This window comes from Bradyrhizobium sp. 482_C4_N1_8, from assembly GCF_052075965.1.
Classification (GTDB): domain Bacteria; phylum Pseudomonadota; class Alphaproteobacteria; order Rhizobiales; family Xanthobacteraceae; genus Bradyrhizobium; species Bradyrhizobium barranii.
The window spans coordinates 6682453-6704541 of the sequence record NZ_CP197231.1; the positions used below are offsets into that span (position 1 = coordinate 6682453).

Here is a 22089-nt window from a genome sequence, read left to right on the forward strand (position 1 = left end):
CATGATATGTTCTAATATAAAGCTAACAGCGGCCGGGGAGTCAATCGAATTGGTGCTCATCCGGATTCGTAAGCTGAATCAAAGGGATTCCACGATGGACGTACAACGCAAGCTGGAGATTCTGGCTGATGCCGCCAAATACGATGCGTCGTGCGCCTCCAGCGGCACCGAGAAGCGGGATTCCAGCGACGGCAAGGGCATGGGCTCGACCGCACCGGGCATGGGCATCTGCCATTCCTACGCGCCGGACGGACGCTGCATCTCGCTGCTCAAAGTGCTCCTGACCAACGCCTGCAATTACAACTGCCTTTATTGCGTCAACCGCGCCTCTTCCAACGTGCCGCGTGCCCGCTTCACCATCGACGAAGTGGTCAAGCTCACGCTCGACTTCTACCGGCGCAATTACATCGAGGGCTTGTTTCTCTCCTCCGGCATCATCCGCAGCCCCGACTACACCATGGAGCAGGTGGTCAGCGTCGCGCGCAAACTGCGCGAGGAGCATCACTTTCGCGGCTACATCCATCTCAAGACCATTCCCGAGGCCGACGACGCGCTGATCGCGGAAGCCGGCAAATATGCAGATCGCCTCTCCATCAACATCGAGATGCCTGAGGAGACGAGCCTGCAGCAATACGCACCGGAAAAGGATGTGCGCGCGATCCGCCGCACCATGGGCCGGCTGCGGCTGAAGCTCGACGAGGCTGAGGAAAACCGCAGCACAAAGACGAAGGCGAGGCCGCAGCGCTTCGCGCCCGCCGGACAGAGCACGCAGATGATCGTCGGCGCCGACGCGGCCTCCGATCACACCATTCTCCACACCAGCTCCAATCTCTATGGCTCCTACAGGCTGCGGCGCGTCTATTACTCCGCCTTCAGCCCGATCCCCGATGCCAGCCGCGCTTTGCCTCTGGTACAGCCGCCGCTGCTGCGCGAGCACCGGCTCTACCAGGCCGACTGGCTGATGCGGTTCTACGGTTTCGACGTTGCGGAGATCGTCGATGACAACGCGATGCTGCCGCTCGACATCGATCCGAAGCTCGCCTGGGCGCTGCGCCATCGCGACCGCTTCCCGCTCGACGTCAACCGCGCCAGCCGCGAGGAGCTGTTGCGCGTGCCCGGCTTCGGCACCAAGGCGGTCGAACGCATCATCGCGACCCGGCGCACCACCACGATCCGCCTCTCCGATCTCGCGCGGCTGCACGTGCCCCGCAACAAGGCGCTGCCTTTCATCGTCCTCAGCGATCACCGCCCCGCGCCGCACCGCCTCGACGAGGCGCGGCTGATCGAACGGTTCAAGCCGAAGGCAACACAACTGGGGTTTGGCTTCTGATGCAGTACATCACCCTCGACACCGAAACCGATTTCGACGGCTGGCGCAAAGCCGCGCGGTCGCTCGTGCTGCATCATGTGCCGCCAACCGATGCCACCTGGACCGTACAAGGCGGCGAAGCCGAGCTGTTCGCACCGCCCGCGCCGTCTCCGATATTTGAGGTGAACGACGGCACCTTCAACGTCTCGGCAAAATTCGTCGAGCTCGCCAAGGCCGCGATCCTGCATCGCGACGGCGAGCGCTTTGCGATCCTCTATCGCCTGCTCTGGCGCTTGAAAGACAATCACGATCTCATCGAGGTCGCGACCGATCCCGATGTCGCGCAAGTCACCGCCATGGCAAGAGCAGTCCATCGCGACGAGCACAAGATGCATGCCTTCGTGCGCTTCCGCGAGATCGGACGCGAGCGCGCGGCGCATTACGTCGCCTGGTTCGAGCCGGAGCATCACATCGTCGAGCTTGCCGCGCCGTTCTTTGCCAAGCGCTTCGCCGACATGCCCTGGTCGATCCTGACACCCGATCTGTGTGCGCATTGGGACGGCCACGCGCTCTCGTTCACGTCGGGCGTGAGCAAGAACGAAGCACCCGGCGAAGACCGGTTGGAGGAAACCTGGCGGCGCTACTACGCCAGCATCTTCAATCCGGCGCGGCTGAAGGTGAAGGCAATGCAGACGGAGATGCCGAAGAAATACTGGAGGAACCTGCCCGAGGCGTCGATCATTAAGCCCTTGATCGAGGACGCCGAGCGCATGACCGGCGCCATGATCGCCAATGCCGCAACCGATCCGCACAAGCCCCAGAAGCGGCCGGAGGCTCCGATGCCACGCAAGCTGGCTGCCGACGATCTCGAAGCGCTCCGCGAGGAGGCCGCGCATTGCCGCGCCTGCCCGCTCTACAAGGACGCGACGCAGACCGTGTTCGGCGAGGGCCCGAAAGACGCGACCATCATGCTGGTCGGCGAGCAGCCCGGCGACAAGGAAGACCTCGCCGGCCACCCCTTCGTCGGCCCGGCCGGCCAGATGCTCGACCGTGCGCTTCAGGAAGCCGGCGTCGACCGCAACAAGGTCTACGTCACCAACGCGGTCAAGCACTTCAAATTCGTGCCGCGCGGAAAGATCCGTCTGCACCAGAAGCCGGCGACGCCGGAGATCCGGGCGTGCCGGCAATGGTACGAGCGGGAAGTTTCGGCAATCCAGCCCGAGCTCATCGTGGCAATGGGCGCCACCGCCGCGCAAAGCGTGTTCGGCAAGATCATCCCGATCGGCAAGACCCGTGGCCGGCTCATAGACCTGCCCGACGGCCGCAAGGCGCTGGTGACGGTGCACCCGTCCTATCTGCTCCGACTGCCCGATCCGGAAGCCAAAGTGCTGGAATATCAGCGCTTTGTCGAAGACCTGAAGATTGCCGCCGGCTTGCAGAAGAAAGCCGCACGCGCCGCCTAAATACTGGCAAATACTGGAGGGAAAGCGACTTTACGACGCAGCTGTCATCCAGCCTTCAAATCCATCGCGGACAATAGCCCTTCAAATTAGTTAAGGGGCGTCCAAAAATGACAGATGTTGCATTCGACCGTGCGGTAGGCGATCCGACGCCTGTCCAGCCGGCTTCCAGGCCAAATCTCGACAAGGGTTTTAACCCGCTCACGATGATCCTGTTCTTCGGCATCCTTGCCGCAGGCCTGCTGTTCGTTGCCTACAGCATCTATGTCGACGTCAACGCGACCGGCACGAAGGTGACGACCTTCCTGCCCTACATCCTGTTGTTCGTCGCGCTGCTGATCGCGCTCGGCTTCGAATTCGTCAACGGCTTCCACGACACCGCCAACGCGGTGGCGACCGTGATCTACACCCATTCGCTGCCGGCTGAATTCGCGGTGATGTGGTCGGGCTTCTTCAACTTCCTCGGCGTGCTGCTGTCCTCCGGCGCGGTCGCGTTCGGCATCGTCTCGCTGCTGCCGGTCGAGCTGATCCTCCAGGTCGGCTCCAGCGCCGGCTTCGCCATGGTGTTCGCACTCTTGATCGCCGCGATCATCTGGAACCTCGGTACCTGGTATTTCGGCCTGCCCGCCTCCTCCTCGCACACGCTGATCGGCTCGATCATCGGCGTCGGCATCGCCAATGCCGTCATGCGCGGCCGCGACGGCACCTCGGGCGTCGACTGGAGCAAGGCCACCGAGATCGGCTACGCGCTGCTGCTGTCGCCGCTGTTCGGTTTCATCTGCGCCGCCGTGCTGCTGCTGCTGCTCAAGTTCATCGTGCGCAACCCTGCGCTCTATGCCGCGCCCGAAGGCAACAAGGCGCCGCCGCTGTGGATCCGCGGCCTGCTGATCGCAACCTGCACCGGCGTCAGCTTCGCCCACGGCTCGAACGACGGCCAGAAGGGCATGGGCCTGATCATGCTGATCCTGATCGGCACCGTGCCGACCGCTTACGCGCTTAACCGCGCGCTGCCGGAGAGCCAGGTCGCCCAGTTCCAGAAGGTCTCGGACGCAGCCTCCAAGGTGATCGCGGCCAAGGGCGCCGGTCACTCGATCATCGGCGATCCCCGTCCTGCGGTGACGCAGTACATCACCTCGCACCACATCAGCGAAGGCACCTACCCCTCGCTGTCGGTGCTGGTGAAGGATGTCGGCGACCAGGTCGCGAAGTACGGCTCGCTCAACAAGGTACCGGCGGAAGTGGTCGGCAACACCCGTAACGACATGTACCTGACCTCGGAAGCGATCCGCTTCCTGATGAAGGACAAGGAAAACGACCTCAACAAGGAAGAGGTCGCGACCTTGAACGCCTACAAGGGCGGCCTCGATAGCGCCACGAAGTTCATCCCGACCTGGGTGAAGGTCGCCGTCGCCATCGCGCTCGGCCTCGGCACCATGGTCGGCTGGAAGCGCATCGTCGTCACCGTCGGTGAGAAGATCGGCAAGACCCATCTCACCTACGCACAGGGCGCCTCCGCCGAGCTGGTCGCCGCCGCCACGATCGGCGCCGCCGACGTGTTCGGCCTGCCGGTCTCGACCACCCACGTGCTGTCGTCCGGCGTCGCCGGCACCATGGCCGCGAACGGCTCGGGCCTGCAGATGGCGACCATCCGCAACCTGCTGATGGCCTGGGTGCTGACGCTGCCCTGCGCGATCGCGCTGTCGGCCACGCTGTATGTGATCTTCTCGCAGATTTTCTGAGCCGATCATTCCGCAAAGACAAAGGGCCCGTGCGATGCACGGGCCCTCTTCGTTTGTGCTTCGGTTCGGCGTTAAGACGCCGCGAGCGACTCCTCGACCAGCTTGACCCAATAGGACGTACCGAACACGATCGCCTCGTCGTTGAAATTGTAGGCGGGGTGATGCAGACCGGCGCTGTCGCCGTTGCCGCAGAAGATGAACGCGCCGGGCCGCGCTTCCAGCATGTAGGCGAAATCCTCGCCGCCCATCAGCGGCGGCATCTCGTGCACATTGGCCTCGCCGGCAACGTTCCTGGCGATGCGCCGCGCCACCTCGGTCTCCGCGGCGTGGTTGTTCACGACAGGGTAGTTGCGCTTGTAGTGCAGGTCGATCTTGGCACCGGTGATCTGCGCCACGCCCGCCACCACTTCGTGCACGCGCTTCTCGACCAGCTTGCGCACCTCCGGCGACAACGTGCGGATGGTGCCCCTCAACGTCGCAGTCTGCGGAATGACGTTGCGGGCATTGCCGGCGTGGAATTCGCAGATCGAGATCACGGCCGATTCCAGCGGATCGACGCTGCGGGCGACGATCGACTGCAGCGCGGTGATCACCTGCGCGCCGACCAGCACGGAATCGATGCACTTGTGCGGACGCGCGGCATGGCCGCCGAGGCCCTCGATCATGATGTCGACCTCGTCGGTCGCCGCCATGATCGGGCCCGGCCGGATCGCGAACGAGCCGATCGGGATGCCCGGGCCGTTGTGCATGCCGTAGACCTGCTCGATGCCGAAGCGCTCCATCAGGCCGTCCTTGACCATGGCCGCGCCGCCGGCGCCGCCCTCCTCGGCAGGCTGGAAGATCACCACAGCATCGCCGGCGAAGTTGCGGGTCTCGGCGAGGTAGCGGGCCGCACCGAGCAGCATCGCGGTGTGGCCGTCATGGCCACAGGCGTGCATCTTGCCCGGAGTCTTGGAGGCGTAAGGCAGGTTGGTCTGCTCGTCGACGGGCAGCGCGTCCATGTCGGCACGCATGCCGATCACCTTGAGCCCGTCGCCGGCCGGCTTGCTGCCCTTGATCACGCCGACCACGCCGGTCTGCCCGAGGCCGGTCACAACCTCGTCGCAGCCGAACTCGCGCAGCCGGTCCGCAACGAATGCTGCGGTGCGGTGAACATCGTACAGCAGCTCCGGATGCTGGTGGATGTCCCGGCGCCAGGCCTGAATATCGGGTTGGAGGTCGGCGACGCGGTTCACGATGGGCATGGAGGGTCTCAAGCCTTGTTGGGAATACAGGACTGTCTACCATGCAAGCACCAGTCCACCTAACTCCCGTGGATCGAGGGTCCCCTGTGCTCTCGTCATGGCCGGGCTTGTCACCAGCTTGTCTTGGCCATCCACGTCTGACTATTAGGACGGAAAGCGCGTGGATGCCCCGGACAAGCCCGGGCATGACGCCTGTTTGGGTGGAAGCTGAATGCCGAGGCGCCTCGAAGGTGAGTTTGACTACATTGTCGTCGGAGCCGGCACGGCCGGCTGCATCATCGCCAACCGCCTCTCGGCCGTATCAGGGAATCGCGTCCTCATTCTCGAAGCCGGCGGCGACGACAACTGGATCTGGTTCCACATTCCGGTCGGCTATCTCTTCGCGATCGGCAATCCGCGCTCGGACTGGATGTTCAAGACCGAGGCGGAGCCGGGCCTGAACGGCCGCTCGCTGGCCTATCCCCGCGGCAAGGTGATCGGCGGCTCTTCGGCGATCAACGCCATGATCTCGATGCGCGGACAGGCCGCCGATTACGACCACTGGCGCCAGCTCGGCATGACCGGTTGGGGTTATGACGACGTGCTGCCGCTGTTCAAGAAACTCGAAGATCACTTCCTCGGTGCGAGCGAGCATCATGGCACCGGCGGCGGCTGGCGCATCGAGGCGCCACGGCTGTCATGGGCCGTTCTCGACGCCGTCGGCGACGCCGCCGAGGAGATGGGCATCAAGCGCATTCCCGATTTCAACACCGGCGACAACGAAGGCACCAGCTATTTCCACGTCAACCAGAAGCGCGGTCGGCGCTGGTCGTCCGCACGGGGCTTCCTCAAGCCGGCGCTGAACCGTCCCAACCTGCGGCTCGAGAAGAACGTGCTGGTCGACCGTCTCATCATCGAGCAGGGCCGCGCCGTCGGCGTGCGCTTCATCCAGAATGGCGAGGTCATCGAGGCGCGTGCCAAGCGCGAGGTGATCCTCTCGGCAGGCTCCATCGGCTCGGTGCAGGTGCTGCATCGCTCCGGCATTGGTCCCGCCGACTGGCTGTCGCCGCTCGGCATCGACATCGTGATGGACAAGCCCGGAATCGGTCGCAACCTCCAGGACCACCTCCAGCAGCGCGCGATCTACAAGGTCGAGGGCGTGCGCACGCTGAACGAGACCTACTACAATTTGTTCCGCCGTGGCCTGATGGGGCTCGACTACGCCTTCCGCCGTCGCGGACCGCTGACCATGGCGCCGTCGCAGCTCGGTATCTTCACCCGCTCCGACGCGACGCGCGCCCGCGCCAACATCCAGTTCCACGTGCAGCCGCTGTCGCTCGACAAGTTCGGTGATCCCCTGCACCGCTTCCCCGCGATCACGGTGAGCGCCTGCAATCTGCAGCCGACCTCGCGCGGCACGGTGCGGCTGCGCTCGGCGAGCGCGGACGAGAAGCCGATCATTGCGCCGAACTATTTGTCGACCGACGACGACCGCCAGGTCGGCGCCGACGCCATCCGGACCACGCGGCGACTGATGCAGCAGAAGGCGCTCGCCAAATATCGCCCGAGCGAATATCTGCCCGGCCCCACCGTCGGCGACGACGATGCCTCGCTCGCCAAGGCCGCCGGCGACATCGGCACCACCATCTTCCATCCCGTCGGCACCGCGAAGATGGGCGCGGCGAATGATCCGATGGCGGTGGTGGACGAGCGGCTGCGTTTCTACGGCCTGAGCGGCCTGCGCATTATCGACGCGTCGATCATGCCGACGATAACGTCAGGCAATACCAACACGCCGACCGCGATGATCGCCGAGAAGGGTGCGACGATGATTTTGGAGGATGCGAAGTAGCGCCCCAACCATGATCAGCCCGCATCTCTTTTCAATCGGCCCGGCCGACACAGAGATCGCCATGCTGCAATGGGGCGAGAGCGGGAGGCCGCCCGCGCTGCTCGTGCACGGCACCGGTTTCGTCGCCGACGTCTGGGACGAGGTCGCGCGCGAGCTTGCATCGAGCTACACCGTCTATGCGCTCGACCGCCGCGGCCACGGCGCGAGCCACAAGCCCGATGCCTATCATTTCCTTGATTATGCCGAGGATGTCTGCCGGGTGATCGATGCGCTCGATCTGCGCGACGTCTATGGCATCGGCCACAGCGCCGGCGCGACCGATCTTCTGCTCGCGACGAAACTTCGGCCCGGACGCTTCACACGCCTGTTCGTGATGGAGCCGACCGTGATGGACCCGCGCGCGGCGCGGCCCGGGGGATTGAACGAAGAGTCCCTCGCTCGCGTCCAGGGCACGCTGCGCCGGCGGGCCGAGTTCGACAGTGCCGACACCGTGTTCGAGCGCTACCGCGCTGCGCCGGCGTTTGCCGATTGGACCGAGACCTCGCTCCGGGCCTATGTCCAACACGGCTTCGTACCGCTGGAGAATGGCCGGGTTCGGCTTTGCTGCACGCCCGAGATCGAATTCGCAATCCTGCGTCCGATCTACGAGGCGATGGAGCAGGTCTATGTCGGCGATGCCCGCGGCAACCCGTTTGCAGGGCTCGCCGAGATCGAATGCCCCGTCCGCGTCGCGACCGCCGCGAAGTCGGGGCCGATCTACAAGGAGATGGCGCGACGCGCCGTGTCGCTGATTCCGCGTGTCAGCACGATGGTCTTTGAGGGTGCCGGGCACTGCGTGGCGCAGGAAGTGCCGGAACGCGTGGTAGCCGCCGTGCGGGAATTCGCGAAATAAGTCTCGCGCCCCGGACGCGCTGCAGCGTGCAACGCTGCTGCGCAGAGCCGGGGCCCAGACAACCCGAGCCGCGTGGGTCCCGGCTCTGCGGCGCACCGCCATAGCGCGTCGAAGACGCGCGTGAACGCGCTTTTGGGCGCTGCACCGCGTCCGGGACACGAGACCCTACCACCTCACGAAAACGTCATCGCATCCGGGAATAAGTCTCCCCCTCCCCCAATCACCTCCCCGAAGCCCAATTCCGGGCGAAGTGGAGACGTGCGATGAGCGGACACGATCACGGGGACGGCGTCAGCCGCCGCAAGGTGCTGGAATGCATGACCTGGGCCGGCACCGGGGTGCTCTGGACCATCACGGGCGGCGTGCCGCGCTCGCTCGGCATCATCGATTCCGCGCAGGCCGCGACCGCGGCCGCGCCCGGCATGACCTTCCTCCAGATCAGCGACAGCCATGTCGGCTTCGACAAGCCGGCGAACCCCAACGCGCTCGGCACGCTGGAGGAGGCCATCAACAAGATCAACGCAATGCCGGCAAAACCCTCCTTCATGATCCACACCGGCGACATCACGCACCTGTCGAAGGCCGCCGAGTTCGACAATGCCGACCGCATCATCTCGCAGAGCAAGCTCGACGTGCACTACGTGCCTGGCGAGCATGACTTTCTCGACGAGGAGGTGAAATTCTATCGCGAGCGTTACGGCCGCGGCACCAAGGGTGCAGGCTGGTATTCGTTCGACGCCGGCGGCGTACACTTCATCGGCCTCGTCAACGTCGTCGACCTCAAGGGCGGCGGTCTCGGCAATCTCGGCGCCGAGCAACTCGCCTGGCTCGAGGACGATCTGCGCGGCAAGTCGAAATCGACGCCGATCGTGCTGTTCGCGCATATCCCGCTTTGGACGGTCTATCCCGAATGGGGCTGGGGCACCGAGGACGGCGGCCGCGCGCTGGAACACGTGAAAGGCTTCGGCTCCGTCACCGTGCTGAACGGCCATATCCATCAGGTGATGCAGAAGGTCGAGGGCAACGTCACTTTCCACACCGCGCGCTCGACTGCGTTCCCGCAGCCCGCGCCGGGGACCGCGCCCTCGCCCGGACCAATGAAGGTCGAGGACGCAAAGCTGCGCGGCATGCTCGGCGTCGCCAGCATCAACTTCAAGCAGAACGAGCAGCGGCTCGCGATCATCGACACGCCACTGCAGGGTTGATCCAAGATTGAACGGAAAAAGGCTGAACGGAAGCTGACAATGAAAACACTCAATCGCCGCGACTTCGGTGTCGCCGTGGTCGCGGCCATCCTGTTGCCCGCAACGACGGCCCGTGCCGACGACATGGAAGTGCATATCGACAATTTCGTTTTCCAGCCGGCCGAGTTGAAGATCAAGCTCGGCACCACCGTGACCTGGACCAACCGGGACGACATCCCCCACACCGTGGTGTCGGCCGGCAAGTTCAGGTCCAAGGCCCTGGACACCGACGACAAGTTCTCGTTCACCTTCACCAATGCGGGCGACTACAAATATTTTTGTTCGTTGCACCCGCACATGACGGGGATGATCAAGGTTGAGTAACGTCTCAAACCAAGGCATCAACGTCTTGCCCGGCCGGTGGTCCCACGCCGGCCGGGCTCGTGTGCCTTCCGTCACACACGGGGACGAAACAAACAGGGACGAAACAACGCGACGCGCAGAACAAGAGGCAAAGCGAGGAGCGATGCCCGCCAACGACGATTTGCAGAAGGCGCAGCGCTTCCGCGAAGCCGCGCTGCCCTATCTCGACGACGTCTACACGCTCGCGCGCTATCTGCTGCGCGATGCCTCTGATGCCGAGGACGCGGTGCAGGAGTGCTATCTCCGCGCGCTGAAGCACTTCGACAGCTATCGCGGACCGGCGATGAAGCCCTGGCTGTTCGCGATCCTGCGCAACGTCTGCAACGCCGAATACGCGCGGCGCGCGCACAGGCCCAGCGCGATCGAGGATACGCCCGGCGCCGCCGAGCAGACGCCGATCTGGCAGGAGAGCGAGGCGAGCCCCGAGACCGAAGTGCTGCGCAGCCGCGATGCCGGCGCCATCCGCAAGCTGATCGACGCGCTCGCCGAACCGTTCAAGGAAACATTCGTGCTGCGGGAGATCAACAACCTGTCCTATCGTGAAATCGCCGAGGCCGTCGGCGCCCCCGTCGGCACCGTGATGTCCCGCCTCGCCCGCGCCCGCGCCATGCTGCGCGCGGCCTGGACGGCGGAAGAGGAGCACTCTCGATGACCTGCGACGAAGCAAAAATCCTGCTTCACGCGCTGCTCGACAACGAGCTCGATGCTGGCCACGCGCGCGAGGTCGAAGCCCACATTGCCAGTTGCCCGGACTGCGCCGCGGAGTTTGCCGCACAACGCGAGATGCAGCGCGTGCTCGCCGACACCGATTTGCGCTATGCTGCGCCGGCTAGCCTGCGCGCCCGGATCGAAGCCTCGCTGCCACAGCCGCAGCGCCGGCAACCGACCCGCCGCTCCGTGCTGCGCGGCTTTGCGATGGGCTCTGCCGTCTCCGCGCTCGCCGCCTCCGGCGTCGTCGCCGTGGTGCTGCGCCAGGACGACCAGCAGCGCATCCTGTCGGAGGTCGTCTCCGCGCATCTGCGCTCGCTTCAAGCCGGCCACCTCATCGACGTGGTTTCCACCGACCAGCACACCGTGAAGCCGTGGTTCAACGGCAAGCTCGACGTCGCCCCGCCCGTGATCGATCTCACCGCGCAAGGCTTCACGCTGGTCGGCGGCCGGCTCGACTATATCGACGCCCGCGCCATCGGCGCCGTCGTCTACAAGCGCCGGCAGCACGTGATCAATTTGTTCGTATCGCAGACATCGAACGCGGAATATCGCGCGCCGAAGACCGAGACCATGCAGGGCTTCAACTGCCGCCGCTGGGGCAATCGCGGCCTGAACTTCTGGGCCGTCAGCGATATCGGCGCCGACGAGCTCGCCGAATTCGTCGACAAGTTCGAGGCGGCGATGAAGGCGAATGTGGAGGGGTAACTGAAACCAGCGTCATTGCGAGCGGAGCGAAGCAATCCAGCCCGCATCCGCAGAGGGATACTGGATTGCTTCGCTTCGCTCGCAATGACGATTGCTGAGATAGATCGGCGAATTTACGCCGACCGCCGCACCGCGTTGTCCACCAGCGTCTTGCCGAGCGACCAGATCGCGCCGGGGACCTTGTGACTGCCGGCGATGACGTCGTCGAAGGCGCGCTCGATCCAGCCGCAGTCTTCCTCGGTGATGGTGAGCGGCGGCAGCAGCTTGATGGTGTGGCTGCCGTGACCGGCGACCTGCGTGAGGATCTTGTGGTCCTTGAACAGCGGCACGGTGATGAGCTGGCAGAACAGGCCCTTGTTGGCAGCTTCCAGCACGTTCCAGGACGCCCGGAGCCGCAGCGACTTCGGCGGGCCGAACTCGACGCCGATCATCAGGCCCTTGCCGCGCACTTCCTTCATCAGCTCGTAGCCGGGCACCATGCGCGTCAGCGCCAGGCGCAGCTCGGCGCCGCGCTTGGCGGCGGACTCGATCAGCTTCTCGGACTCCATGACGTCGAGCGTCGCGATGCCCGCGGCCATCGCCAGATCGTTCTTGGAGAAGGTGGAGCCGTGCACCACCGCGCGGTCCATCTGGTTGAAGATCTTGTCGAAGATGCTCTTGCGCGTCAGCACGGCACCGACCGGCACGTGGCCGCCGGACAGCGACTTCGACAGCAGCACCATGTCGGGCTCGACGTTCCAGTGCTCGACCGCCAGGAATCGGCCGGTGCGGCCCATGCCGGTCTGGATCTCGTCGGCGACGAACAGCGTGCCGTATTTCTTGCAGAGCGCGGCAGCGCCCGGCAGGAACTCGTCGGTGGGCATGTTGACGCCCTTGCCCTGGATCGGCTCGACGACGAAGGCCGCGACCTCGCGCGAGGCCAGCGCCTTTTCGAGCGCGGCGAGGTCGTTGAACGGAATTGAGGTGCAGCCGGGCAGCAGCGGCTCGAAGCCGGTGCGGAAGTTCGAATCACCTGTCAGCGACAGCGCGCCGTAGGTCAGGCCATGATAGCCGTGGGCGCAATAGACGATGCCGGGACGGCCGGTGGCGCCGCGCGCGAACTTGATTGCCGCTTCGACGCATTCGGCGCCGGAATTGGCGAAGAACGCCTTGTCGAGATAGGGGACGTATTTCAGCAGCCGCTCGGCGAGCACGCCGGCGAGCACCGAGACGTCGAACTGGACCAGATTGGGCAGGTCGGCATCGAGCACGCTCTTGAGCGCCTCGCGCATGACGGGGTGATTGCGCCCGATCGCGAACACGCCAAAGCCGGACAGCAGGTCGAGATAGCGCGCCCCCTCGCGATCGTAGAGGTACTGCCCCTGCCCCTTCTGGAAGCCGACATCGTAGCCGATGGTCTTGAGAACCCGAACGAACTGCTCGTTCAGATACCGATTATGCAGGGTGCTGCGCTGGGCCTGACGGTCCGCGAATAGCTGAGACATGTCTGGATTTGGGCTGTGCATCCGCTACATACTTCGCTTGAGGGCCGGCTCGTCAACTGAAAAGGGACCGTTACCGAAAACGGTCTGTGCGGCCTTTTGCCCTTTTTCGGACCATCTTCGCAAGCACAGCTTTAAACCATGTTGCACTGCCAAGGAACTATCATGCGTTTAGCCCTTTACACCGGACTAATACTGGCTGGTGGTTACACCTGCCTGACACCCGCGCTCGCCGCCGATCCCACCGGCGACTGGCGGGTCGCCGACGCCGTCGCCAACATTCGTGTCGCCCAATGCAATGGCAGCATGTGGGGCGCGGTTTCCTGGGAAAAGCAGCCCGGCGGCCGCGATGAATACAATCCGGATGCGTCGAAAAAGACCAGGCCGACGCTGGGCATGGCGACCCTGATCGACATGAAGAAGAAGCCCGGCGTCGATCAGTGGGAAGGGCAGGTCTACAACGCCAAGGACGGCCAGCTCTACAGCGCAACCATCACGACCGTCGGCACCGACCAGCTCGAAATCAAGGGCTGCGTGATGGGCTTCCTCTGCGGCGGCGAGACCTGGACCCGCGTCGCCCCGCCGATTCCTTTGAGCACCGCCAACGCCATGGCCAAGGGCGCGCCAAAGCCCACCGGCGCGGCGCCGAAAGTCCAAGGCAACAACGGCGGCACCACAGGCGGCCCGACAACAGGCGGCACGACCGGCGCCAGCGCCCCAGCGCCGGCCCCTGCCCCCGCAGCCCAGAAGACCGCTACCACCGCCAAGCCCGGTCAGAAGAACGCCGCCGACCCGGTCGGCGACATCTGCCTACTCCCTGAGATTGCGGGGTTTGCCCATTAGGGCCGGCTGGAACAGCAGCACTGCGGCAAGCGTCGTCACCAGCGAGAGTGCGAGCAGCTTGCCCATGCTGGACGTTCCGGGGTGGCTCGACAGCCACAGGCTGCCGAACGCGGTCGCCGTCGTCAGCGCGCTGAAAAAGATTGCGCGCGTCAGGCTGGTCTGCAGCAGGTTTGTCCTGCCAGAGCGCCAGGCCACGACATAATAGATCTTGAAGGCGACGCCGACGCCGAGCAGCAGCGGGAACGCGACGATGTTGGCGAAGTTGAGCGGCAGGCCGATCAACACGCAGATTTCGAGCGTAACCGCGCCGGCGACCAGCAGCGGCACCAGCGTCATCAGCACGTCGACGAACCGCCGCAGCGTGATCCAAAGCAACAGGCCGATCACCAGCAGCGCGTAGATGCCGGCGTGGATGAACGCCTTCACCACGGTGTCACCGGATTTCAGGATCGAGACCGGCCCGCCGATCGCGGTCGGCTCGGCAGCGAGCACGGCGGCTGCAAATTTGCGCAGCGTGTCGTTGTCATTGGGATCGCCCTTCGGCTGCGCCTCGACGCGGATGATCCCGTCCTTGCTCTTCCAGGCGCTGACGAGCTCGGGGGGCAGTGAGGCCAGGGTGACCGGCCCGGCCTGCATCGCGTTCCTGAGCTGGCCGAACGCGATCTTCAGCGGCGTGACGAACACGTCCTGCGCCTTGTTCCGCGTGGCCTCGTCGCCATTGGCGAGCTTTTCGAGCGCGTCCGCCAGCCGGCGCGAGGCGACGGCGCCCGGGCCCTTCGTGTCACCGGCGGTCCGGCGCAGATTGTCGACCGAGGATTTCAACGCCTCGACGTTTTCCTTGTCCGTTGGCGCAGCGTCGACCTGGTCAGGATTGAGCGCGGGGTTGAGCACCTTGGCGCCCTGCGCGAGCAGCTTCAGCTTTGGCGCCTGGTCGGTCGGCACGAAGCTGTCGAGCGACATCACGCGCAGCACCTCCGGCACCTTCTCCAGCTTCGCCTCGACCTGCCTCGCCTGCTCCTCGGACGTGGTCATCACGTTGATGGCATTGGCGCCGGTGTTCGGATCCTTGCGCAAATCGAGGAAGGTCGCGATCGACTCGGCCTTCGGGTTGCGCAGGTTCATCGGGTTGAAGTCGAACTTCAGGAAGTAGAGCAGCGGCAGACCGGCGAGCGCCAGCAGCAACGTGCCGCCCACGACCAGCACACGGTGCTTCTCCAGAAAGTAATCGAGCGGCGCCAGGAAGGCATAACCGACGGGCTCCTGCTCACCGGGCGGGTTCAACAGCTTCAGCATTGCGGGCAGTACGGTGATGCTGGAGAGGAACGCCACCAGCATGCCGACGCCGGCGATCTGGCCGAGCTCGGAGATGCCCTTGTAATCGGTGGGCAGGAAACAGAGGAAGCCGGCGGCGGTCGCCATTGCCGCCAGCGACAGCGGCACCGCGGAGCGCTTGGCGGCAAGCACCAGCGCGCCGGAGAGATCGTTGTGCTTGTAGCGCTCCGAGCGGTAGCGGACGCTGTACTGGATACCAAAATCGACGCCCAGTCCCACGAACAGTACGGCGAACGCGATCGACAGCAAATTGAACGAGCCGACCATCATCAGGCCGGCAGCGGTCGTCAGCGCAAGGCCGACGAAGAGATTGACGAACACCGCGAAAATGATCTTCGACGAGTGCAGCGCCATCCACAGGATGAGCAGCACGACCAGCACAGTCCCGACGCCGTTGACGACGGCGCCTTCCTGGACGGTGGCGTATTCCTCGTTGGCGATCGGGACCGGACCGGTCAGTCGCACTCGTGCCTGGTACTTGTTCGCAAAATCCAGATCAACTGCCGCCTTGCGGATCGCGTCGGTGGCGCCCTTGCCGGGCTCCAGCGCGTTGTAGTCCAGGATCGGCTTGAACTCGATGAAGGCGCGCTTATCGGAATCCGTCAGCGGCTCGTCGCTGACGAGCTCACGCCAGGAGAAGCTCGCTTTGCCCTTGTTGAGCACGGTCTCGACCGTTTGCGCGATCTGATTGAAGGGCCGCGCGGTATTGTCGAGCTTGACCTGGCCGCGCTTGACGCCGGCAAGTCCCGTCTCCAGCGCGCCGGTCAGGCCGCGGATCGAGGGATCACCGGCCATGATCTCGACCAGGGGCGCTGCAGATTCGAACTGGCTGGTGATCTTGCCGACCTCTTCGGTCGGCAGGAACAGCAAGCCGTTCTTCTCAAAGAACTCGCCGGTGCCGAGCTGCTGCATCGACTGGAAGTCGGTCTTGTTGTCCTTCAGCTTGGCGAAGAGCGCATCCGCTGCCGCGGTCGCCATCTCCGGCGTCCTGGCCTCGACGACCGCGAGAATCGTCGCGTCGCGGTCGAAGGCACGGTCGAACTGCTGGTCGCGCTGGCGCCAGTCCAAATTCTGGGCAATCAGCGAATTGATGTCGGTGTTGATGGCGAAATGCTTAGACGTGTAATAGCCCGCCCCGACCGAAAGCAGGAGCCCGAGAACGACGACGAGGGAGGCAAACCGGGTGCAGGCCCTGACGATGGCAACGACTACGCTTTGCAGCATCTTTTCTTTCTGCGGTTAACAGCTTGCCGGAAACGCCCGCTGTTTATCGGAGTTCCCCGGCGAAACCTATTGCTGTTTTGAGTGGTTCTCGCCGCACGAAGGTTCGAGGTAAACGGCGACAGACCTAGGCAAAATCATGCGGGGCGGTCGGTATAGCCGGTGACTTGAGGCGGGAAAGTGGCGAAGCGGTGAGCACAAATGTCGCCATTTTGCTCAGAGCGCATGCCCTATTATAATACCGCGGATGCGCACGGTAACGGAACCAGGGTTTCATCCGGTCTTTCCTTTTTGCCGATTTTTTGACACAAAGTGCTGTGCCTCCATGCGCCGGGGCCCAAGTAGGGTGGGCGGTTACCGCGTGCGCGAAACCAATGGTGCGGTTATTGCAACTCATTGGACAGTATCGAAGTGCCGCCGGGGACTTGAGAAGCGGATTGGTGCAAATTGCGTGATGGGCGTCCTATGGAAGTTTATCTAGCGCAGCCGCGCGGCTTTTGCGCGGGCGTGGTGCGTGCGATCGAGATCGTGGAACGGGCGCTGGAGAAGTACGGCCCGCCCGTCTACGTGCGCCACGAGATCGTGCACAACAAGTACGTGGTCGAGAGCCTGAAGAACAAGGGCGCGATCTTCGTCGAGGAACTGTCCGAGGTTCCGCCGAAAGCCGTGACCGTTTTCAGTGCCCATGGCGTCGCCCGCAGCGTCGAGGAAGAGGCTGCCGCGCGCGACCTTCCGGTGCTCAATGCCACCTGCCCCCTGGTCACGAAAGTTCACAATCAGGGGAAACGCTACATCTCCAGGGGCCGCACCCTGATCCTGATCGGCCATGCCGGCCACCCCGAGGTCGAGGGCACGATGGGCCAGGTTCCCGCCCCGGTGCTGCTTGTCCAAAGCGTTGAAGAGGTTAAGGCCTTGACGCTGCAGGCGGATACGCCAGTGGCCTACATCACCCAGACCACCCTGTCGGTCGACGACACCAAGGACATTATTGCGGCCCTCCAGGCCCGCTTTACAGATATTCAAGGCCCGGATATCCGGGATATCTGCTATGCGACACAGAACCGCCAATCTGCGGTAAGGGACTTGAGCAAGCTGGTCGACGTGATCTTGGTGGTGGGCGCTGCCAATAGCTCGAACTCGAACCGGCTCCGCGAAATCGGCACTGAGGCCGGCGTCGCGAGTTATTTGATTGCCGACGGCAGCGCGCTCAATCCGGAGTGGTTGAAAGATGCCAAGACCGTCGGCGTCACGGCCGGCGCTTCGGCGCCTGAGGTACTCGTGGATGACGTGATCGAAGCGATGCGGCGGATCGGACCAGTCAAGGTCTCGGTGCTGCCGGGCCGCGAGGAAAACATCGAATTCCGGCTTCCGGCCGAACTGGCTGCGAGCTGACCCACCCGAATTCCTAGCCCAGAAAGAAACTTGTAATGGCTATCCCCTTCTTCAAGGAAATGCGTATCGGCGGCTATTTGCTCAAGCAGAAACTGCTTGGCCGCAAGCGCTATCCGCTCGTGCTGATGCTGGAGCCGCTGTTCCGCTGCAACCTCGCCTGCGTCGGCTGCGGCAAGATCGATTATCCGGATGCGATCCTCAACCGCCGCATGACCGCCCAGGAGTGCTGGGACGCGGCCGACGAGTGCGGCGCGCCGATGGTCGCCATTCCCGGCGGCGAGCCGCTGATCCACAAGGAGATCGGCGAGATCGTGCGTGGCCTGGTCGAACGCAAGAAGTTCGTCTCGCTCTGCACCAACGCGCTGCTGCTCGAGAAGAAGCTCGACCTGTTCACGCCCTCCCCGTACCTGTTCTTCTCCGTGCATCTCGACGGCCTGAAGGACCATCACGACAAGGCTGTGTCGCAGAAGGGCGTGTTCGACCGCGCCGTCTCCGCGATCAAGGCGGCCAAGGCGCGCGGCTTCACCGTCAACGTCAACGCCACCATCTTCGACGGCCATCCGGCCGAGGAGATCGCGAAATTCCTCGACCTCACCGTCGAGCTCGGTGTCGGCGTCTCGATGTCGCCGGGCTATGCGTATGAGCGTGCGCCGGACCAGGAGCACTTCCTCAACCGCACCAAGACCAAGAAGCTGTTCCGCGACGTCTTCGCGATGGGCAAGGGCAAGAAGTGGAACTTCATGCATTCCGGCCTGTTCCTGGACTTCCTCGCCGGCAACCAGGAATACGAGTGCACGCCGTGGGGCATGCCCGCGCGCAACATCTTCGGCTGGCAGAAGCCCTGCTATCTGCTCGGTGAAGGCTATGCCAAGACCTTCAAGGAGCTGATGGACACCACCGATTGGGAAACCTACGGCACCGGCAAGTACGAGAAGTGCGCCGACTGTATGGCCCATTGCGGCTACGAGCCGACGGCTGCGACCGCTGCCATCAGCCACCCGCTGAAGGCGATGTGGGTGTCGCTGCGCGGGATCAGGACCACGGGCCCGATGGCGCCCGAGATCGACATGACCAAGCAGCGTCCGGCGCAGTACATCTTCTCGGCGGAAGTGCAGAAGCGCCTGTCGGAGATCCGCAAGGACGAGGCGGCCGCGGCGCAGGAGAAGGCGGCCCGCAAGGCTTCGACTGCCGCGTAAGCACGCGAGTCGGTACGAACGAAAAAGGCCCGGTCGCCACCGCGACCGGGCCTTTTCATCTTCGGCGCGAACGCCCCGCGGCAACGATATCCGTGCTGCGCCCACACCATGTGATCCTGGCGGGACCCGGCCTGCAGGCATTCGACATGATGCGCCGCGCCTATGAGGAGCGGCTCGAGCAAGCGGTGTTGCCATGGCTGCTCAAGTCCACGGCGATCTATCTGCTTCCAAGCGAGTCGGCGGCAATTGTCGAAGGCATGATGCGACGGACGCTGTGGGTCGTGGACCGAAACCGCATGGAGGCGACCGAGTGAGTAGGCACCAAAACGCAAAAGGCCCGGTCGCCAATGGCGACCGGGCCTTTTGCTTTATCGCATCAAGAGCTCAGGCCGCCTTGGAGACCAGGGCCTCGCTGTCGACGAGCTCGGTGCCGATCAAATAGTCGCGGCAGCCGCGCAAGCTACGCAGCGCGCGGTTGAAGTCGATGCCGGTCGAGACCAGCGCATGCAGCGTGGTCGGATTGCGCACGATGCCACGGAGCACGGCGGCGAGATCAATCTGGCCGTTCGGCTTGATGGCGGCGCGGGCGAGCGCCGGCAGCGCGCGATGGGCGGGATCGCTGATGACGCGGACCGCGGCAAAGGGTAGCCCCGCCTCGGCGGCGTAGGCGGCCGCGATGTGGCTCTCCATGTCGACGGCAGAGGCGCCGGTTTCCGAATGCAGCGCCGCCTTGCAGGACCGCTTCGTGACCACCTCCTCGGCGCCGGCAAGGCTGCCGCGCACGACGCGGCGGCGCCCGGACGTCAGACGGTCGATCAGGTCGTCGCCGAGCGACAGGCCCGCGGCCCAGCGGGTATCGCCGGAGAGCACCTCGGTCGCCAGCACGACGTCGCCGGAGCGCAGCGTCGGGTCGAGCCCGCCGGCCACGCCGAACGAGATCACGCCGCGAATCGTCTCGGGATCCACCACCGTCAGAAGCGCCCGCAACTGGGTCGGGCTGCTCGACGAGCAAATGACCGCCATTCCGGGCCCAGCCGCGATACGGGCCTCCTGAACCAGTCCAGTCACGATCAATATCGGCCGCGGGTCGATGGCATTACCCACGGTCAGATAGTCCCCCGTCCCCAAAGTCACATCCCGACCCCTACCACCCTGCTGTTGGTGTTCCGCAAGTTCCGATACCGCGCCAACGCCCACAGCGGGAAGAACTTCGGGTAACCGTGATAACGCAGATAGAATACACGAGGAAAGCCTGTGGCGGTGTACCGCTCTTCGTCCCACAGTCCTTTTTTGTTCTGTGTTGCAATCAGGTACTCCACCCCGCGGGCGACGGCCGGGTGATCAACCTCGCCAGCAGCCATCAGGGCAAGCAAGGCCCATGCCGTTTGCGAGGCGGTCGAGGGAGACGCCTCCCAGCCCTTGTAGTCGAGACGGTAGCTGACGGCGGCCTCGCCCCAGCCGCCGTCCTTGTTCTGGATCGAGGCCAGCCAGTCGGCGGCTTTCCGAATCATCGGGTCGTTATGGCGGACGCCGGCCATGTTGAGGGCACAGAGCACCGACCAGGTTCCGTAGATGAAGTTCATGCCCCAGCGGCCATACCAGGACCCCTCCGGGTGCTGGGTCTTCCTGAGGTAGGCGACCCCGTCGGCCACATGCTTGCTGGACTTCTCGGTCTCGCCGAGCTGGGCCAGCATGGAGATGCAGCGCGCGGTGACGTCCTCGGTCGGCGGATCGAGCAGCGCGCCATGATCCGAGAACGGGATGTTGTTCAGATAGTATTCGAGGTTGTTGACGTCGAAGGCGGCCCAGCCGCCGTCGTCGCTCTGCATGCCCTCGATCCACTCCCGGCCGCGGTCGATCGCGGCGTCATAGCCGGTCGCACCGTGCTCGCGTCGCATGCGGTCCATCGACATCACCACCACCGCGGTGTCGTCGAGATCGGGATAATAGGCATTGTTGTACTGGAAGGCCCAGCCGCCCGGGCGTACCTCGGGCCGCTTCACCGCCCAGTCGCCCTTCACCTCGAGCTCCTGCTTCGGGATCAGCCAGTCGAGGCCCTGCTTGGCCGCAGGCAGGGCTATGTCACCGCCGGCTTCCAGCAGCGCGTGGGCGGTCAGCGTCGTGTCCCACACCGGCGAGACGCAGGGCTGGCAATAGGCCTCGTCGCCGTTGAACACGAGCAGCTTGTCGATGCCCCGGCGCGTGACCGCGCGCGGCGGATAATTCTCGTCCTTGCCGAGCGCGTCATACATCATGACGATGTTGGCCATGGGCGGATAGATCGCGCCCATGCCGTCCTCGCCGTTGAGGCGTTCCTCGGTGAAGGCGAGCGCCGCATCGATCGCGCGCTGGCGCAGGCTCTTCGGAAACATCGGCTCGATCACGCGCAGAATGCCGTCGAGCGCGCGGAACAGCACGAACCAGGCCATGCTCTGGTGCGGCGCCTTCGCGGTCATGCCGATCGAGCGCGGATCCTGGAGAAACAGCTCGTCGATCCCGACGCCCTTGGGATTCTTCGCCAGCGGCTTCAGCGCGGCAAGAACCATCAGCGGCACCATGGTGGTGCGGGCCCAGTAGGAAATCTTGTTGATGTGGAACGGCGACCAGAACGGCAGCAGCACGATCTCGATCGGCAGCACCGGCACCGCGCGCCAGGTCACCACGCCGAACATCGCAAGCAGGAAGCGCGTGAAGACGTTGCTGTTGATCGCGCCGCCGCGGGCATGGATCGCCTCGCGCGCACGCACCATGTGCGGGGCGTCGACGGAATCGCCGATCATCTTGAGCGCGAAGTAGGACTTCACGCTCGCACTCATGTCGAACTCGCCGTCATGCACGAGCGGCCAGCCACCATGGGCGCCCTGAACGCGGCGGAGATAATTGCCGATCTTGGCCTCGAGCACGGCGTCCACGGGCTCTGCGAGATAATGGCGCAGCAGGATGTATTCGGCCGGAATCGTGCAGTCGGCCTCGAGCTCGAACACCCAATGGCCGTCGGATTGCTGGAAGCCGAGAACGCCTTGCGTCGCCGACGCAATGCTCGATTCCAGGACGCCCGATTCCAAGGCTTCGCGGCTGGTCGCGTTCACGGCATCCATGTCGCTCGATTGCTCCGATAGTCGATTG

Annotated in this window: 17 protein-coding genes and 1 pseudogene; 13 read left to right on the forward strand and 5 right to left on the reverse strand. The window is 64.4% G+C overall.

All coding sequences use genetic code 11. The annotated features are described in order from the left end of the window. Positions 1-94: 94 nt before the first annotated feature. The 3 genes from AB7Z56_RS31790 (at position 95) to AB7Z56_RS31800 (ending at position 4508) form a co-directional block, all read left to right on the forward strand. A complete protein-coding gene (locus AB7Z56_RS31790; RefSeq protein ID WP_231144422.1) occupies positions 95-1330 on the forward strand; it encodes a putative DNA modification/repair radical SAM protein in 1236 nt (411 codons plus the stop codon). Further along, positions 1330-2772, forward strand: a complete 1443-nt coding sequence (locus AB7Z56_RS31795; RefSeq protein WP_354095224.1) for a UdgX family uracil-DNA binding protein — start codon at positions 1330-1332, stop codon at positions 2770-2772. The genes AB7Z56_RS31790 and AB7Z56_RS31795 overlap by 1 nt, the downstream gene beginning before the upstream one ends. A gap of 107 nt (positions 2773-2879) precedes the next feature. Beyond that, positions 2880-4508 (forward strand): inorganic phosphate transporter, encoded by a 1629-nt coding sequence (locus AB7Z56_RS31800; RefSeq protein ID WP_063984623.1) that lies wholly within the window; start codon positions 2880-2882, stop codon positions 4506-4508. A 71-nt stretch (positions 4509-4579) separates the two neighbouring features. Here the strand turns inward: AB7Z56_RS31800 and AB7Z56_RS31805 are convergent, their stop codons facing one another. Then, complete coding sequence (locus tag AB7Z56_RS31805) at positions 4580-5752, reverse strand: M20 aminoacylase family protein (protein ID WP_063984624.1); 1173 nt, start codon at positions 5750-5752, stop codon at positions 4580-4582. A 211-nt stretch (positions 5753-5963) separates the two neighbouring features. Here AB7Z56_RS31805 and AB7Z56_RS31810 point away from each other — a divergent pair, with 211 nt between their 5' ends. From AB7Z56_RS31810 to AB7Z56_RS31835, 6 genes are all read left to right on the forward strand, one after another. Next, complete coding sequence (locus AB7Z56_RS31810; RefSeq protein ID WP_063984625.1) at positions 5964-7583, forward strand: GMC family oxidoreductase; 1620 nt, start codon at positions 5964-5966, stop codon at positions 7581-7583. Positions 7584-7593: 10 nt separating this feature from the next. Beyond that, entirely contained in the window at positions 7594-8475 is an 882-nt protein-coding gene (locus AB7Z56_RS31815) for an alpha/beta fold hydrolase (RefSeq protein ID WP_063984626.1), read from the forward strand. 263 nt (positions 8476-8738) lie between these two features. Further along, positions 8739-9680, forward strand: a complete 942-nt coding sequence (locus AB7Z56_RS31820; RefSeq protein WP_063984627.1) for a metallophosphoesterase family protein — start codon at positions 8739-8741, stop codon at positions 9678-9680. Positions 9681-9719: 39 nt separating this feature from the next. Beyond that, complete coding sequence (locus AB7Z56_RS31825) at positions 9720-10043, forward strand: cupredoxin domain-containing protein (protein WP_028146964.1); 324 nt, start codon at positions 9720-9722, stop codon at positions 10041-10043. A gap of 142 nt (positions 10044-10185) precedes the next feature. Next, positions 10186-10734 carry a sigma-70 family RNA polymerase sigma factor gene (locus AB7Z56_RS31830; RefSeq protein ID WP_028146963.1) on the forward strand — a complete coding sequence of 183 codons (549 nt, stop codon included), beginning with the start codon at positions 10186-10188 and terminating at the stop codon, positions 10732-10734. Beyond that, a complete protein-coding gene (locus tag AB7Z56_RS31835; RefSeq protein ID WP_063984628.1) occupies positions 10731-11498 on the forward strand; it encodes an anti-sigma factor family protein in 768 nt (255 codons plus the stop codon). Before AB7Z56_RS31830 ends, AB7Z56_RS31835 begins: the two co-directional genes overlap by 4 nt. Positions 11499-11611: 113 nt before the next feature. Here the strand turns inward: AB7Z56_RS31835 and hpnO are convergent, their stop codons facing one another. Continuing rightward, positions 11612-13003, reverse strand: coding sequence for an aminobacteriohopanetriol synthase HpnO (gene hpnO / locus AB7Z56_RS31840; protein WP_028146959.1), 1392 nt, complete (start codon positions 13001-13003; stop codon positions 11612-11614). 141 nt (positions 13004-13144) lie between these two features. Between hpnO and AB7Z56_RS31845 the strand changes: the two genes are divergently transcribed. Continuing rightward, positions 13145-13822 (forward strand): DUF2147 domain-containing protein, encoded by a 678-nt coding sequence (locus AB7Z56_RS31845; RefSeq protein ID WP_063984629.1) that lies wholly within the window; start codon positions 13145-13147, stop codon positions 13820-13822. Here AB7Z56_RS31845 and AB7Z56_RS31850 read toward each other — a convergent pair. Next, the gene (locus AB7Z56_RS31850) at positions 13790-16378 is read right to left on the reverse strand and encodes an MMPL family transporter (protein ID WP_063984630.1); all 2589 of its coding nucleotides are present in this window, start codon (positions 16376-16378) and stop codon (positions 13790-13792) included. The genes AB7Z56_RS31845 and AB7Z56_RS31850 overlap by 33 nt on opposite strands. A 462-nt stretch (positions 16379-16840) precedes the next feature. Between AB7Z56_RS31850 and ispH the strand changes: the two genes are divergently transcribed. The 3 genes and pseudogenes from ispH to AB7Z56_RS31865 form a co-directional block, all read left to right on the forward strand. Continuing rightward, positions 16841-17767 carry a 4-hydroxy-3-methylbut-2-enyl diphosphate reductase gene (gene ispH / locus AB7Z56_RS31855; protein WP_063984631.1) on the forward strand — a complete coding sequence of 309 codons (927 nt, stop codon included), beginning with the start codon at positions 16841-16843 and terminating at the stop codon, positions 17765-17767. Positions 17768-17802: 35 nt separating this feature from the next. Then, a complete protein-coding gene (gene hpnH / locus AB7Z56_RS31860) occupies positions 17803-18963 on the forward strand; it encodes an adenosyl-hopene transferase HpnH (protein ID WP_063984632.1) in 1161 nt (386 codons plus the stop codon). Positions 18964-19031: 68 nt separating this feature from the next. Continuing rightward, positions 19032-19277, forward strand: a pseudogene (locus AB7Z56_RS31865) (ROK family protein); the annotation flags it as partial. A gap of 70 nt (positions 19278-19347) precedes the next feature. Here the strand turns inward: AB7Z56_RS31865 and AB7Z56_RS31870 are convergent. Both AB7Z56_RS31870 and shc read right to left on the reverse strand, forming a co-directional pair. Continuing rightward, positions 19348-20097 carry a phosphorylase gene (locus AB7Z56_RS31870; protein WP_063984634.1) on the reverse strand — a complete coding sequence of 250 codons (750 nt, stop codon included), beginning with the start codon at positions 20095-20097 and terminating at the stop codon, positions 19348-19350. Further along, positions 20094-22061 carry a squalene--hopene cyclase gene (gene shc / locus AB7Z56_RS31875; protein WP_063984635.1) on the reverse strand — a complete coding sequence of 656 codons (1968 nt, stop codon included), beginning with the start codon at positions 22059-22061 and terminating at the stop codon, positions 20094-20096. The genes AB7Z56_RS31870 and shc overlap by 4 nt, the downstream gene beginning before the upstream one ends. Positions 22062-22089 lie beyond the last annotated feature (28 nt).